This is a genomic window from Pseudomonas fildesensis, assembly GCF_001050345.1.
GTDB lineage: Bacteria > Pseudomonadota > Gammaproteobacteria > Pseudomonadales > Pseudomonadaceae > Aquipseudomonas > Aquipseudomonas fildesensis.
Genome location: NZ_LFMW01000006.1, coordinates 108,153 through 122,731 on the forward strand (window position 1 = coordinate 108,153; position 14,579 = coordinate 122,731).

A 14,579-nucleotide genomic window follows, 5' to 3' on the forward strand; every position below is an offset into this window, starting at 1 on the left:
GGTTTTGGGAAGCGCCAATCAGCCGAGCAATTCGGCGAGTAATTTACCGAAACGCTGCTGTTGGCGCTTTTGCTGGAGCTGATTGGTGCGGAAAATCGCCTTCAAGTCGTCCAGGGCGTGGGCAAAATCGTCATTGATGATCAGGTAGTCGTAGTCGACGTAGTGGCTCATTTCACTGACGGCTTCACGCATGCGGCCTTCGATGATCTCGTCGCTGTCCTGGCCACGGTTGGTCAGGCGCTGGTGCAGGGCTTCCAGGGATGGCGGCAGGATGAAGATCGAACGCGCCTTGGGCATCAACTGGCGCACTTGCTCGGCGCCCTGCCAGTCGATCTCCAGGATCAGGTCGTGGCCTTCGTCCAGGGTCTGCTGCAGGTGGCTTTGCGAGGTGCCGTAGAGGTTGCCGAACACTTCGGCGCGCTCCAGGAAGTCACCATGTTCGATCATCTTGACGAACTCGGTGCGCTCCACGAAGTGGTAGTGCACGCCGTTCACCTCACCCGGGCGCATGGCGCGGGTGGTGTGGGAGACGGAGATGCGGATCTGCTCGTCAGCGTCAGTCAAGGCCTTGACCAGGCTGCTCTTGCCCGCGCCCGAGGGGGCGGAAATGATGTAAAGGGTGCCGGTGCTGTGGGTCATGGAGGTTGCCTTACTCAATATTCTGTACTTGTTCGCGCATTTGCTCGATCAACACTTTGAGGTTGACCGCCGCGGTGGTGCTGCGCGGATCAAACGCCTTGGAACCCAGTGTATTGGCTTCGCGGTTGAGTTCCTGCATCAGGAAGTCCAGGCGCCGACCGGCGGCACCGCCGGACTTGAGCACACGGCGCACTTCGAGGATGTGGGTGCTTAGACGGTCGAGCTCTTCAGCGACATCACTCTTTTGCGCCAGCAGGACCATTTCCTGCTCCAGGCGTACCGGGTCGAGGTCGGCCTTCATGTCGGCGAAACGGTCGAGGACCTTTTGGCGCTGGGTGGCAAGCATCTGCGGCACCAGCTCGCGTAACGTGACCACATCTGCTTCGATCGAGGTCAGGCGCTCGTTGATCAGGCGGGCCAGCTCGGCGCCTTCGCGCTCGCGGCCGGCCTTGAGCTCCTTCAAACCCTGTGTGAACAGGGCGAGAGCTTCGGCGTTGAGAGCTTGCGGGTCGCTCGCGTCGGCCACCAGCACGCCGGGCCAGGCCAGTACTTCCAGTGGGTTCAGCGCTGCAGGCTGCTTGATCAGGCTGGCAATGGTTTCGGCGGCGGCGACGAGTTGCGCGGCGCGGTCGCGGTCGACCTGCAGCGGTTTGCCGGTGGTTTCTTCGGTAAATCGCAGGGTGCATTCCAGCTTGCCGCGAGAAATACCCTGGCGCAGGGCTTCACGGACGGCGCCTTCGAGGTCGCGGAACGATTCCGGCAGGCGCAGGTGCGGCTCCAGGTAACGGCTGTTGACCGAGCGCAGTTCCCAGCTCAGGGTGCCTTGGGCGCCGGCTTTTTCGACGCGGGCGAAGGCGGTCATGCTGTGCACCATGGAGGTACCTCGCGTTGCAGTCCCGCAAAAGCGGGCTGATGGGTAAATTGAAGCCGACAGGCTGCGAAGGCGCAGGAGTGTAGCGCAGTGGGGCGGGAGGCCCCAAACGCTGGCGTTAACAAAGCGCGACAAGCCGGTCTTTCGTAACCGGATTTTTAGAAGTGCCCCGAATCGGCTCGCGGCTCTATAATGCTCGGCAGTTTTTCGTCCTCAGTACAGGTATCCCCTATGAAACGTCCAAGTGGTCGCGCTGCCGATCAGCTCCGCTCGATCCGCATCACCCGCAACTACACCAAACACGCCGAGGGATCCGTACTGGTCGAGTTTGGCGATACCAAGGTGATCTGCACCGTCAGCGTCGAAAACGGCGTGCCGCGTTTCCTCAAGGGCCAGGGCCAGGGTTGGTTGACCGCCGAATACGGCATGTTGCCGCGCGCCACCGGCGAGCGTAACCAGCGTGAAGCCAGCCGTGGCAAGCAAGGCGGCCGTACCCTGGAAATCCAGCGTCTGATCGGCCGCTCCCTGCGCGCCGCCCTGGACATGTCCAAGCTGGGCGACGTGACCCTGTACGTCGACTGCGACGTGATCCAGGCCGACGGCGGCACCCGTACCGCGTCCATCACCGGTGCCATGGTGGCCCTGGTTGACGCGCTGAAAGTGATCAAGAAACGTGGCGGCCTGAAAGCCGGCGACCCGCTCAAGCCGATGATCGCTGCTGTGTCGGTGGGCATGTACCAGGGCGAGCCTGTGCTGGACCTGGACTACCTGGAAGACTCGGCTGCCGAGACCGACCTGAACGTAGTGATGACCAACACCGGTGGCTTCATCGAAGTGCAGGGCACCGCCGAAGGCGCACCGTTCCAGCCAGCTGACCTGAATGCCATGCTGGCCCTGGCCCAGAAAGGCATGACCGAAATCTTCGAACTGCAGAACGCCGCACTGGCTGACTGAGTCGGCCTCAAGGAGCAACGCCATGAATGACAGTCAATTGCCGGTCCCGGCACCGTCCAAGGAAGTGCGGCAGTGGGCCATGTTGTGTCACTTCGCGGCGTTTCTAGGGTTGGTATTCCCTTTCGGCAGCCTGCTGGGGCCGTTGATCCTGTGGCAAATCAAGAAGGACATGGACCCGCTCATCGATGATCAGGGCAAGGAGGCGCTGAACTTCCAGATCACCGTGGCCATCGCCTGGTTGGTCTGCATGGTGCTGGGGTTTGTGGTGATTGGCTTTCTGTTGATGTTGATTCTGGTGGTTGCGGCGCTGGTGCTGACGATCATTGGGGGTATCAAGGCCAACAACGGCACCGCTTACCGTTATCCGTGGACCTGGCGCCTGATCAAATAATGAGCGCCCACAAAAAAACCGACAGTGATGTCGGTTTTTTTGTACCTGGAAAAAGACCTCAGATGGTCAGTGTCCAGTCGTAGTCCACGATCAGCGGCGCGTGCTGCGAGAAGCGTGGCTGGCGCGGCAAGCGTGCGCTGCGAACAAACCGGCGCAGACCTGGGGTCAGCAACTGGTAGTCGAAGCGCCAGCCCAGGTTGAGCATCTCGGCTTGTTCGTTGTCCGGCCACCAGCTGTACTGGTCGCCTTCGCGGCTGACTTCGCGCAGGGCATCGACATAGCCCATGTTGCCGACAATCTCGTCCATCCAGGCACGTTCCGGCGCCAGGAAGCCCGGGGATTGCTGGCTGTCGCGCCAGTTCTTGATATCCAGCTTCTGTTGCGCCACGTACAGCGAGCCACAATAAATGTACTCGCGACGTTTGCGTCGCTGTTTATCCAGGTAACGGGCGAAATCGTCCATTAGCTTGAACTTTTGGTTCAAGTCTTCATCGCCGTTCTGCCCCGAAGGGAGCAGCAAGGTCGCGATGCTGACCTTATCGAAATCGGCTTGCAGGTAGCGCCCGTAGCGGTCGGCTGTCTCGAAGCCGAGGCCGCTGATGACCGCCTTGGGTTGCAACCGCGAGTACAAAGCCACGCCACCTTGGGTGGGCACTTCGGCATCGCAGGCATAAAGGAAGTAGCCATCCAGTTGGAAGGCTGGGTCGTCCAGTTCAAAGGCGGAGGCGCGGGTGTCCTGCAGGCAGATGACGTCGGCATTCTGTGCTTGCAGCCAACTGAGCAAACCACGCTCGACTGCAGCCTGAATACCATTGACGTTCACACTGATGATCCGCATAAATGGCCCCAAAAATCGCGTGCGTGTATGATACACGCCGTCTACCTAATTAGCTAAATCCGTGGTATCTGAGGCTTTTTTCATGCAGGCGTATCAACGCGATTTCATTCGTTTTGCCATCGATCGCGGCGTTTTGCGCTTCGGTGAGTTCACCCTCAAGTCCGGGCGCACCAGCCCGTACTTCTTCAATGCAGGCTTGTTCAACTCGGGTTCGGCCCTGGCTCAGCTGGGTCGTTTCTACGCGGCAGCCATCGTTGAAAGCGGTATTTCCTTCGACGTGCTGTTCGGCCCGGCCTACAAGGGCATCCCCCTGGCCGCCACGACCGCCGTGGCCCTGGCTGAACATCACGGGCAGGATCTGCCGTGGTGTTTCAACCGTAAAGAGGCCAAGGCCCATGGCGAAGGCGGCAGCCTGGTGGGCGCACCGCTCACCGGTAACGTGCTGATCATCGACGACGTGATCACTGCCGGCACCGCCATCCGTGAAGTGATGCAGATCATCGCTTCCCAGGACGGCGCCAAGGCTGCCGGCGTGCTGATCGCGCTGAATCGCCAGGAGCGCGGCAACGGTGAATTGTCGGCCATCCAGGAAGTGGAACGTGATTTCGGCATTCCAGTGGTGAGCATCGTGTCGTTGAACCAGGTGTTGCAGTTCCTGGAAGACGACCCGCAGCTCAAGCAACACCTTCCGGCGGTCAAGGCGTACCGCGAGCAGTTCGGCGTTCAATAATTGCCGAACAATAAAAAGGCCCCGTTCAATCACATTGAACGGGGCCTTTTGTTTTAGGGCGCTTTAAGGACGCTTGCGGTTGCTGATCAGCGTGCCCACACCGGTGTCGGTGAAGATTTCCAGCAGGATCGCATTCGGTACGCGACCATCAAGGATCAGCGAGCTACCGACGCCGCCTTGCACCGCTTCCAGTGCGCAACGGATCTTCGGCAGCATGCCGCCGTAGATGGTGCCGTCGGCGATCAGCTCGTCCACTTGTTGGGTGGTCAGGCCGGTCAACACCTTGCCTTCCTTGTCCATCAGCCCGGCGATGTTCGTCAGCAGCATCAGCTTTTCAGCCTTCAGCGCTTCAGCGACCTTGCCGGCCACCAGGTCGGCGTTGATGTTGTAGGACTCGCCATTGGCGCCCACGCCGATCGGCGCGATCACCGGGATGAAGTCGCCCTTGACCAGCAGGTTCAGCAGGTCGGTGTTGATGCCGATCACTTCGCCCACTTGGCCGATGTCGATGATTTCCGGCTGGGTCATTTCCGGCGTCTGACGGGTCACGGTCAGTTTTTTCGCGCGGATCAGCTCGGCGTCCTTGCCGGTCAGGCCAATGGCGCTGCCGCCGTGGCGGTTGATCAGGTTGACGATGTCCTTGTTCACCTGGCCGCCAAGGACCATCTCCACTACGTCCATGGTCTGCGCGTCAGTGACGCGCATGCCATCGATGAAGTGACTCTCGATCGACAAGCGCTTGAGCAGGTCGCCGATTTGCGGGCCACCACCGTGAACAACGACCGGGTTGATCCCCACGGCTTTCATCAACACGATGTCGCGGGCGAAGCCGGTTTTCAGCTCTTCGCTTTCCATGGCATTGCCGCCGTACTTGATCACCAACGTCTTGCCGACGTAGCGTCGAATGTAGGGCAACGCTTCGGAAAGGACCTTGGCGGTGTTGGCAGCGGCTTCGCGTTCGAGGGTCATTCAGGGCTCCGGTGCAAAAAATCAGAACGGTAATTGGAGATCAGGGGCAACACGTTTCAACTGGGCGTGGAATACGTCCTTGATGCGCTGCAACTCAGCCTCGGTATCCGCCTCGAAACGCAGGACCAGCACCGGTGTGGTGTTGGACGCGCGAACCAGGCCCCAGCCTTTGGCGTAATCGACTCGCACACCATCAATGGTGGTCAGGTTGGCGCCTTCACCCCATTGCGCATCGTGCAATGCGTCAATGATGCTGAATTTGCTCTCCTCGGTCACATGGATATTGATCTCAGGCGTAGAAATATCATTCGGGAAGGTCTGAAACAGATCTTCTGCGGTGGATTTTTCCTTGCTGAGGATCTCCAGCAGACGGGCGGCGCTGTAAATGCCGTCGTCAAAACCGAACCAGCGTTCCTTGAAGAACACGTGGCCGCTCATTTCGCCGGCCAACAGGGCGCCGGTTTCCTTCATTTTCTTTTTGATCAACGAGTGACCGGTCTTCCACATTAGCGGACGACCGCCGTATTCCTTGATCAGCGGCGTCAGGCGGCGGGTGCATTTGACGTCGAAGATGATCTCGGCACCTGGGTTGCGCGCCACGACGTCGCGGGCAAACAGCATCAACAGGCGGTCCGGGAACACGATCTCGCCGGTTTCGGTCACCACGCCCACGCGGTCGCCGTCGCCGTCGAAGGCAAGGCCAACGTCGGCGCCGGTTTCCTTGACCTTGGCGATCAGGTCCACCAGGTTCTCAGGTTTGCCTGGGTCCGGGTGATGGTTGGGGAAGTGGCCGTCAACGTCGCAGAACAGCGGAATCACTTCACAGTTCAAGGCTTCGAGCAGTTGCGGGGCGATCACGCCGGCGGCGCCGTTGCCGCAGTCCACTACCACTTTCAGGCGGCGCGCGAGTTTGATGTCGCCGGTGATTTCGTCGGAGTAGCGCTGAAGGATGTCGACCTTGGTGATGCTGCCGGTACCGCTGGTCAAGTCGTTGGTCTTGAGGCGCGTGTGCAGGGCCTGGATCTGTTCGTTGGCCAGCGTGTCGCCAGCGATGACGATCTTGAAGCCGTTGTAGTCCGACGGGTTATGGCTGCCGGTGAGCATTACCCCGGATTTGCCCGCCAGTACGTTGGCGGCGTAGTACAGCGCAGGTGTTGGCACCAGGCCGACATCGCTGACATGACAGCCGCTGTCGGCCAGGCCCTGAATCAGTTGTTCTACCAGCTCGGGGCCGGACAGGCGGCCGTCACGGCCTACCGATACGTTGGGCTCATCCTGGGCCAGGCTTTGGGAGCCAATGGCACGGCCAATCCAGTAGGCGGTTTCGGCGGTCAGGGTCTTGGGCACGACACCACGAATGTCGTAGGCGCGAAAGATGCTGTCGGGAAAGGTCGGGGCTACTCGGGCTGCGGTACTCATCGCGGGGGAAACTCCATCTGATGTGGGCAAGGCTGGCCTTAAAGTGGCTGACCGGCAGGCTTGAACTGAAGGGTATGACGGCGTTTTCGGCATAGAGTTCGTGGTGCAAAAGTGCCATCGGCGCTCGGGCGCTGTACTGTTGTCCGCGTAATACTTTGATTTTGCTAGTGAAATACCGCTGATAGGTCCGCGCATTCTTCATCCTGAAAAGCCATGCGGTGGCGTCTGGCCGGACGAAAGCATTCATCCGGCCAGGTTCAGCTTGGTCAGTGACTGCCTGAATGCCCAAAGCCGCCTGCGCCGCGCTGGGTTTCGTCGAATTCCTGCACCAGTTCGAAGTGCGCCTGCACCACCGGCACCAGTACCAGTTGGGCGATGCGCTCGCCGACGGCGATGTTGAAGGCGGTCTGGCCACGGTTCCAGCACGACACCATCAGCTCGCCCTGGTAGTCCGAGTCGATCAGGCCCACCAGGTTGCCGAGCACGATGCCGTGTTTGTGGCCCAGGCCGGAGCGCGGCAGGATCAACGCCGCCAGGCCCGGGTCGCCGACGTAGATCGACAGGCCGGTGGGGATGAGGAGAGTCTGGCCCGGTTCGAGGATCGTGTCTTCCTTGAGCATGGCGCGCAGGTCCAGGCCGGCGGAGCCTGGAGTGGCGTAGGCCGGAAGTGGGAAGTCGGTGCCGATGCGGGGGTCGAGAATCTTGGCTTGCAAAGCGTGCATGGAAATTAAACCTGGTTCAGCCGTTGGGCGATAAAAGAGATCAGTTGGCGGGCAATCTTGCCTTTGCTGGTCTGGGCGAAAACGGTGGCGTGCAACTCGCGGTCGATCACGCTGATGGCATTTTCCTCGCTGTTGAAGCCGATGCTCGGGTTGGCAACATCATTGGCAACGATCAAATCGAGGTTTTTGTCTTTCAGTTTGCGTGCGGCGTAGTCCAGCAAGTGCTCGGTTTCGGCGGCAAAGCCGACGCTGAACGGACGGTCCGGACGGGTGGCGATGGTTGCCAGAATGTCGGGGTTGCGCACCATTTGCAGGAGCAAGCCGTCGCCGCTTGTAGGGTCTTTCTTGAGTTTTTGCGGGGCGACAACTTCCGGCCGGTAATCCGCAACCGCTGCCGAGGCGATAAACAGGTCGCATGGAATGGCTGCCTCACAGGCCGCCAGCATGTCCCTGGCGCTGACTACGTCGATTCGCGTGACGCGATCGGGGGTCGGCAAATGCACCGGGCCGGTGATCAGGGTGACGCGTGCGCCTGCCTCGACCGCCGCTTCTGCCAAGGCAAAGCCCATTTTTCCTGAGCTATGGTTGGTGATGTAACGCACCGGGTCGATGTTTTCCTGGGTCGGCCCCGCAGTGATCAGCACGTGCTTGCCGGTCAGGGCCAGGTGCTGGAAGCACTCGGCGGCGCACAGCGCAAGGTCGGTGGCTTCGAGCATGCGGCCCATGCCGACGTCGCCGCAGGCCTGGCTGCCGGAGGCCGGGCCGAACACCTTGAGGCCACGGCTTTGCAGGAGTTGGGTGTTGGCCTGGGTGGCCGGGTCGCGCCACATGGCCTGGTTCATGGCCGGGGCGATGGCAACAGTGGCGTCGGTGGCCAGTACCAGGGTGGTCAGCAGGTCATCGGCGATGCCTTGGGCCAGGCGGGCGATCAGGTCGGCGGTGGCCGGGGCGATCAGTACCAGGTCGGCCCATTTGGCCAGCTCGATATGGCCCATGGCAGCTTCGGCCGCCGGGTCCAGCAGGTCGAGGTGAACGGGGTGGCCGGACAAGGCTTGCATGGTCAGCGGGGTGATGAACTCACTGCCGCCACGGGTCATGACCACGCGCACTTCAGCGCCCTGGTCGAGGAGCCTGCGAACCAGTTCTGCGCTCTTGTAGGCGGCAATGCCGCCGCCGACGCCGAGAACGATGCGTTTCCGATACAGACGCTGCATTGGTTTGCCTTTCCAGTTCAGTGATGCCAGTTCAGTGACGCGTGCGATGCCCCCTCCCCAGGTGAAATCGCATGCAAAAAAGAGGGCCTACGATAACACAGCGTCCGCCCGGCAACAGCGGCGCACGTACACACGGAGGTGGGATGAGTATTCGCGATTGGCCGGCGGCAGAGCGGCCGCGAGAGAAGCTTTTGGAGTGGGGGGCGGCGAGTCTGTCGGATGCCGAACTGTTGGCGATTTTCCTGCGTACCGGGGTTTCCGGCAAAAGCGCGGTAGACCTGGCGCGCCACCTGCTGGTGCAATTCGGTGGCCTGCGCCCGCTGCTGGAGGCCAGCCAGGCGCTGTTCAACCAGCAACTGGGGTTGGGGCCAGCGAAGTTTGCGCAGTTGCAGGCGGTACTGGAAATGTCTCGGCGGCATATGGCCGAGCGCCTGCGCAGTAACTCGGTACTGGAAAGCCCGGTGGCCGTGCGCGATTACCTCAAAGCCCTATTGCGTCATGAGCCTCACGAGACGTTCGGTTGTCTGTTTCTCGATTCAAAGCATCGAGTGCTGGGGTTCGAGGCGTTGTTCCAGGGCACCATCGACGGCGCTATGGTTTACCCACGGCAAGTGGTCAAGCGCGCACTGGCGTACAACGCCGCGGCGCTGATCCTGTGTCACAACCATCCTTCGGGAAGCGTGGAGCCGAGCGCTGCTGATCGAAAATTGACCAGGTTGCTGCAAAAGGCCCTGGAAGTGGTGGATGTGCGGGTGCTGGATCACATCATCGTGGGGGATGGCGATCCGTTGTCGATGGCCGAATACGGATGGATGTAGGAGGAGAGCAGCAGTAAGTTTCAAGCTGCAAGCCTCACGTGGGCTTGCAGCTTGCAGCTTGCAGCTCAGGGCTTGACGCTGACTTTCGAGAAATCCTGCCGACCAAACGGACTTACCTGATACCCCTCGACATTGTTGCGCGTCAGGGCAAACGCCGTCGGGTGTGCCAGCGGCAACCACAGCGCCTGTTGCTGGATCTGCGCCTGGGCCTGTTGATACAGCTTGCTGCGCACCCCTTGTTCGCTGGTGGTCTTGCCGGCGCTGATCAGTTTATCCAGGGCGGGGTCGCAGTAGCGGGCGAAGTTGGTGCCGGACTTCACCGCCGCGCAGGAGAACTGCGGGGTCAGGAAGTTATCCGGGTCGCCGTTGTCGCCGGCCCAGCCCATGAACAGCAGGTCATGCTCACCGGCCTTGGCGCGCCGAATCAGCTCGCCCCATTCGATCACGCGGATCTCGGCCTGGATGCCGACCTTGGCCAGGTCGGCCTGCAACAGTTGCGCGCCGAGGTTCGGGTTGGGGTTCAGCAGGCTGCCTGTCGGGCGGGTCCAGATTGTGGTCTTGAAACCGTCCTTGAGCCCCGCACGGTCCAGCAAAGCCTTGGCTTTGGCGAGGTCCTGTGGATAACCCGGCAGGTCCCTGGCGTAGCTCCAGGTGTTGGGCGGGAAGGGACCGTTGGCGGCTTCGGCGGTACCTTCAAACACGGCCTTGAGATAGCTCGCCTTGTCGAAGGCCAGGTTGATCGCCTGGCGCACTTCAGGCTTGTCCAGAGGCGGGTGCTGGCTGTTGATCGCAACGAAGGCGGTCATGAAGGCTGCGGTTTTTTCCACCTTGAGCGTGGGATCTTTCTCGGCCTCACCCACATCCAGGGGTTTAGGTGACAGGGCGACCTGGCATTCATCGCGGCGCAGTTTCTGCAGCCGAACGTTCGCGTCCGGGGTGATCGCGAAGATCAAGTTATCCACAGCCGGTTTGCCGGCGAAGTAATCGGGGTTGGCCTTGTAACGAATCACGGCATCTTTCTGGAAGCGTGTGAAGATGAACGGGCCGGTGCCGATCGGTTGGCTGTTGAGCTTCTCCGGGGTGCCGGCCTTGAGCAGCTTGTCGGCGTATTCGGCCGGGTAGATCGACGCAAAGCCCATGCTCAGGGCCGCGAGGAAGGTGGAGTCGGCGTGATCAAGTGTGAAGCGCACGGTCAGCGGGTCGAGGGCGTCGATTTTTTTCACCAGTGCCGGCAATTGCAGGGACTGGGCGTGGGGGAAGCCGCTCTGGGCGATCTTGTGCCATGGGTTGGCCGGGTCGAGCATGCGGTCGAAGCTGAAGCGTACGTCTTCGGCTGTCAGGCTGCGGCTGGGGGTGAAATATTCGGTGCGATGGAATTTCACGGCCGGGTGCAGCTTGAACGTGTAGGTCAGGCCATCCGGCGAGACTTCCCAGCTGTCCGCCAGGCTCGGTACCAGCTTGCCGCTGGCGGCGTCATAGTCCACAAGGCGGTTCATCAGCACGTCGGCCGAGGCGTTGGTGGTGGTCAGCGAGTTGTATTGCACCACATCGAACCCTTCGGGGCTGGCCTCGGTGCAAACGCTCAAACTGGTGGCCGCTTGGGCCGATGGCGCGATAAACAAGGGGGCTAGCAATAGCGGTAGGGCAGCGAGGCGCATGTTCGGTTTCCTTTGCAAATCGAAGGCCCATCTGCAAGTGCAGTCTGGAAAAGTCCTACCGTAGAGGTCTGATTGATAAATGACTAGCCCATTTTTGCCTGTGCTTTTGGCTCAAATGCTGTTTTGATGGCGCCTCAGCGCGTTTCGCCGTGCACTTCTTGGTGCCTGCGGGCGCTGTAAATGATTCTGTGCGACGAGCGGTCGGCTGTTACGGCGGCCCCTCCTGGCAACGGTTCAGGCGACAATGGCCGGGATTTACTTCGGTAAAAACACACGGGCTGTTGTTGCACTTGGGTCTTTCTGGTATAAAGCAGCGCTCTTTTCTAGGGGCCCGGTTCCTTCGCTTGTAGGTGTAGCCGGTAAGACCCTAAAGAAACGCGGCGCCTGGCGCCAAATGACTGAGAGATTAAGCGGCCAACCCATGCCGGGTTGGGCATGTGGTTTTAGAGGGCTGAGGCATGTCGAGAGTCTGTCAAGTTACCGGTAAGGGTCCGGTGACTGGGAATAACATTTCCCACGCAAATAACAAAACCCGTCGTCGTTTCCTGCCGAACCTGCAGCATCACCGCTTCTGGGTTGAAGAAGAGAAACGTTTTGTGCGCCTGCGCGTATCTGCCAAAGGCATGCGTATCATCGACAAGCGTGGCATCACTGTCGTGCTGGCCGAAATCCGCGCTGGCAAGATCTAAGGAGCTCTATCATGCGTGAATTGATTCGAATGATCTCTAGCGCCGGTACTGGTCACTTCTACACTACCGACAAGAACAAGCGTACTACCCCGGACAAGCTCGAAAAGAAAATGTTCGACCCGCGCGTTCGCAAGCACGTGATCTACAAAGAAGGCAAAATCAAGTAATTGATTTTCTTCATTGTGAAAAAAAGCCCGTATCTCACGATGCGGGCTTTTTTTTGCCTGTGACTTGCTGACCAAGCTGCCTGATCGTTCCCCCGCTCTGCGTGGGAATGCCGCCCCGGACGCTCCGCGTCCCGCTGTCGGCGCAAAGTCCGACACTTGCGCATGGGTGACGCAGAGCGTCATAGGATGCATTCCCACGCGGAGCATGGGAACGATCAACAAACTCACGATGCGGGCTTTTTTTTGCCTGTGACTTGCTGATCAGGCTTTCTGCTCGAACACCACGTAGATCTTGCGGCACGTCTCCAGCACTTCCCAGGTACCGCTGAACCCGGCGGGAATCACGAAGCGGTCGCCGGCGCGCAAGGTCTTGGCGTTGCCGTCGGCATCACGCAATACGGAAACGCCCTGCACAATCTCGCAGTATTCATGTTCGGTGTAGTTGACCCTCCACTGCCCGACTTCGCCTTCCCAGACGCCAGCGCTCATTTGGCCGCATGGGCTGTTGTAGTGGTTGTAGACCGTTTGCTCGGGATCACCTTTGAGGATTTTTTCCGCAGCAGGGCGGTAGCGGTCTGGGGCGGTGTTGGCTTGGCTGAAGTCGACGATGTCCTGGATGCTCATGTGCGTGTCCCGTCTGGCCTGCGGTTGGAGAGCCCAAAGTCTATGTTTATTAAAATGAACATCGCAAGGGCGTTTACCGCCGTTATGTCAAATATATTGAAACATCCCTGGCGGCTGGTTTAGGGTGGCAGCTGCCTTGAGCCGAACAGATGGCTGGCCGGGCAAGAATTCTTTGAGGCTGCCGGGGGACATCGCCTGGCCCTTGTATTCAATAAGAGGAGGACACTCGCATGACCACCCTGACCCGTGCCGACTGGGAACAACGCGCCAAGGATCTGAAGATCGAAGGCCGCGCCTATATCAATGGCGAATACACCGCTGCTGTTTCCGGTGACACGTTCGAATGCATCAGCCCAGTCGATGGCCGCCTGCTGGCCACCGTTGCCAGCTGTGACGCCGCCGACGCCCAGCGCGCCGTGGAAAATGCGCGCGCCACCTTTAATTCCGGTGTCTGGTCGCGTCTCGCGCCGGCCAAGCGCAAAGCCACCATGATTCGTTTTGCTGCGCTGCTCAAGGCCAATGCCGAAGAGCTGGCGCTGCTGGAAACCCTGGACATGGGCAAGCCGATCAGCGACTCCCTTGGCATCGACGTCCCCGGCGCGGCAAACGCCCTGAGCTGGAGCGGCGAGGCGATCGACAAGATCTACGACGAAGTCGCCGCCACTCCCCATGATCAGCTGGGTCTGGTGACCCGCGAGCCAGTGGGCGTAGTAAGCGCCATCGTGCCGTGGAACTTCCCGTTGATGATGGCCTGCTGGAAGCTGGGACCGGCGCTGTCTACCGGTAATTCCGTCATTCTGAAACCTTCTGAAAAATCCCCGCTGACCGCCATCCGCATCGCGGCCTTGGCCGTTGAGGCCGGTATTCCAAAAGGCGTGTTCAACGTGCTGCCGGGCTACGGCCACACCGTGGGTAACGCTCTGGCGCTGCACATGGACGTCGACACCCTGGTGTTCACCGGTTCTACCAAAATCGCCAAGCAGCTGTTGATCCGCTCCGGCGAATCGAACATGAAGCGCGTGTGGCTGGAAGCGGGCGGCAAGAGCCCGAACATCGTGTTCGCCGACGCGCCAGACCTGCAAGCCGCTGCCGAATCCGCTGCCGGCGCCATCGCCTTCAACCAGGGCGAAGTCTGCACTGCCGGTTCGCGCCTGCTGGTGGAGCGTTCGATCAAGGATAAATTCCTGCCGATGGTGATCGAGGCCCTCAAAGGCTGGAAGCCAGGCAACCCGTTGGACCCGGCCACCACTGTCGGCGCGCTGGTGGACACCCAGCAGATGAACACCGTGCTTTCGTACATCGAAGCCGGCCATGCTGATGGCGCCAAGCTGGTGGCCGGTGGCAAGCGCACGCTGGAAGAGACCGGCGGCACCTACGTCGAGCCGACGATTTTCGACGGTGTGACCAACGCCATGAAGATCGCCCAGGAAGAGATCTTTGGCCCGGTCTTGTCGGTGATCACTTTCGACAGCGCCGAAGAAGCGATCGCCATCGCCAACGACACCCAATACGGCCTGGCCGCAGCGGTGTGGACGGCGGATATCTCCAAGGCGCACCTGACCGCCAAGGCCCTGCGTGCCGGTAGCGTGTGGGTCAACCAATACGACGGCGGCGACATGACCGCACCGTTTGGTGGCTTCAAGCAGTCGGGCAACGGTCGCGACAAGTCGCTGCATGCGTTCGACAAGTACACCGAGCTGAAGGCGACCTGGATCAAGCTGTAAGCAACACCGTAGGTCCCCTGTAGGAGCGAGCGTGCTCGCGAAAAACGCCAACGATAACGCGTGCTGTCTGGTTGAACGCGGTGTCTTTGAGTTCTTCGTGAGCAAACTCGCTCCTACAGTTCGTTTACAACCCTGAAAATAGTTATCCACAG

General features: G+C 60.4%; 15 protein-coding genes and 1 pseudogene. 7 read left to right on the forward strand and 9 right to left on the reverse strand.

Going from position 1 to position 14,579, the window contains the following annotated elements:
* Positions 1-18: 18 nt before the first annotated feature.
* Positions 19-639 (reverse strand): guanylate kinase, encoded by a 621-nt coding sequence (gene gmk, locus ACR52_RS10180; RefSeq protein WP_010168203.1) that lies wholly within the window; start codon positions 637-639, stop codon positions 19-21.
* A gap of 10 nt (positions 640-649) precedes the next feature.
* Positions 650-1,513, reverse strand: a complete 864-nt coding sequence (locus ACR52_RS10185) for a YicC/YloC family endoribonuclease (RefSeq protein WP_048723613.1) — start codon at positions 1,511-1,513, stop codon at positions 650-652.
* A 228-nt stretch (positions 1,514-1,741) separates the two neighbouring features.
* Here ACR52_RS10185 and rph point away from each other — a divergent pair, with 228 nt between their 5' ends.
* Together rph and ACR52_RS10195 are read left to right on the forward strand one after the other, a co-directional pair.
* Entirely contained in the window at positions 1,742-2,464 is a 723-nt protein-coding gene (rph, locus tag ACR52_RS10190; protein WP_048723615.1) for a ribonuclease PH, read from the forward strand.
* Between the two features lie 22 nt (positions 2,465-2,486).
* Entirely contained in the window at positions 2,487-2,855 is a 369-nt protein-coding gene (locus ACR52_RS10195; protein ID WP_048723616.1) for a DUF4870 domain-containing protein, read from the forward strand.
* 58 nt (positions 2,856-2,913) lie between these two features.
* Here ACR52_RS10195 and ACR52_RS10200 read toward each other — a convergent pair whose 3' ends face one another.
* Positions 2,914-3,693, reverse strand: a complete 780-nt coding sequence (locus ACR52_RS10200) for an exodeoxyribonuclease III (protein ID WP_003195493.1) — start codon at positions 3,691-3,693, stop codon at positions 2,914-2,916.
* Between the two features lie 82 nt (positions 3,694-3,775).
* On the opposite strand from ACR52_RS10200, the gene pyrE reads away from it, so the two are divergent.
* On the forward strand, positions 3,776-4,423 hold the full coding sequence (gene pyrE, locus ACR52_RS10205; protein WP_048723617.1) for an orotate phosphoribosyltransferase: 648 nt from the start codon (positions 3,776-3,778) through the stop codon (positions 4,421-4,423).
* 63 nt (positions 4,424-4,486) lie between these two features.
* On the opposite strand, the gene argB is transcribed toward pyrE, so the two are convergent.
* From argB to coaBC, 4 genes and pseudogenes are all read right to left on the reverse strand, one after another.
* Entirely contained in the window at positions 4,487-5,392 is a 906-nt protein-coding gene (gene argB / locus ACR52_RS10210) for an acetylglutamate kinase (protein WP_017735763.1), read from the reverse strand.
* Positions 5,393-5,413: 21 nt separating this feature from the next.
* Positions 5,414-6,820 (reverse strand): annotated as a pseudogene (locus tag ACR52_RS10215) (phosphomannomutase/phosphoglucomutase); the annotation flags it as partial.
* 257 nt (positions 6,821-7,077) lie between these two features.
* Positions 7,078-7,533, reverse strand: a complete 456-nt coding sequence (gene dut, locus ACR52_RS10220) for a dUTP diphosphatase (RefSeq protein WP_048723621.1) — start codon at positions 7,531-7,533, stop codon at positions 7,078-7,080.
* A gap of 5 nt (positions 7,534-7,538) precedes the next feature.
* Positions 7,539-8,747 (reverse strand): bifunctional phosphopantothenoylcysteine decarboxylase/phosphopantothenate--cysteine ligase CoaBC, encoded by a 1,209-nt coding sequence (gene coaBC, locus ACR52_RS10225; protein ID WP_048723622.1) that lies wholly within the window; start codon positions 8,745-8,747, stop codon positions 7,539-7,541.
* 143 nt (positions 8,748-8,890) lie between these two features.
* On the opposite strand from coaBC, the gene radC reads away from it, so the two are divergent.
* Positions 8,891-9,565 (forward strand): RadC family protein, encoded by a 675-nt coding sequence (gene radC / locus ACR52_RS10230; protein WP_048723624.1) that lies wholly within the window; start codon positions 8,891-8,893, stop codon positions 9,563-9,565.
* Between the two features lie 65 nt (positions 9,566-9,630).
* Here the strand turns inward: radC and ACR52_RS10235 are convergent, their stop codons facing one another.
* Complete coding sequence (locus tag ACR52_RS10235; RefSeq protein WP_048723626.1) at positions 9,631-11,223, reverse strand: ABC transporter substrate-binding protein; 1,593 nt, start codon at positions 11,221-11,223, stop codon at positions 9,631-9,633.
* A gap of 458 nt (positions 11,224-11,681) precedes the next feature.
* Here ACR52_RS10235 and rpmB point away from each other — a divergent pair, with 458 nt between their 5' ends.
* On the forward strand, positions 11,682-11,912 hold the full coding sequence (rpmB, locus tag ACR52_RS10240) for a 50S ribosomal protein L28 (RefSeq protein WP_048723627.1): 231 nt from the start codon (positions 11,682-11,684) through the stop codon (positions 11,910-11,912).
* 11 nt (positions 11,913-11,923) lie between these two features.
* Positions 11,924-12,079: a 50S ribosomal protein L33 gene (gene rpmG / locus ACR52_RS10245; RefSeq protein ID WP_003176906.1), complete on the forward strand. Its 156-nt coding sequence runs from the start codon at positions 11,924-11,926 to the stop codon at positions 12,077-12,079.
* A 261-nt stretch (positions 12,080-12,340) separates the two neighbouring features.
* Here the strand turns inward: rpmG and ACR52_RS10250 are convergent, their stop codons facing one another.
* Complete coding sequence (locus tag ACR52_RS10250) at positions 12,341-12,703, reverse strand: cupin domain-containing protein (RefSeq protein WP_048723629.1); 363 nt, start codon at positions 12,701-12,703, stop codon at positions 12,341-12,343.
* 230 nt (positions 12,704-12,933) lie between these two features.
* On the opposite strand from ACR52_RS10250, the gene ACR52_RS10255 reads away from it, so the two are divergent.
* Positions 12,934-14,427 (forward strand): aldehyde dehydrogenase, encoded by a 1,494-nt coding sequence (locus ACR52_RS10255; protein ID WP_048723630.1) that lies wholly within the window; start codon positions 12,934-12,936, stop codon positions 14,425-14,427.
* Positions 14,428-14,579 lie beyond the last annotated feature (152 nt).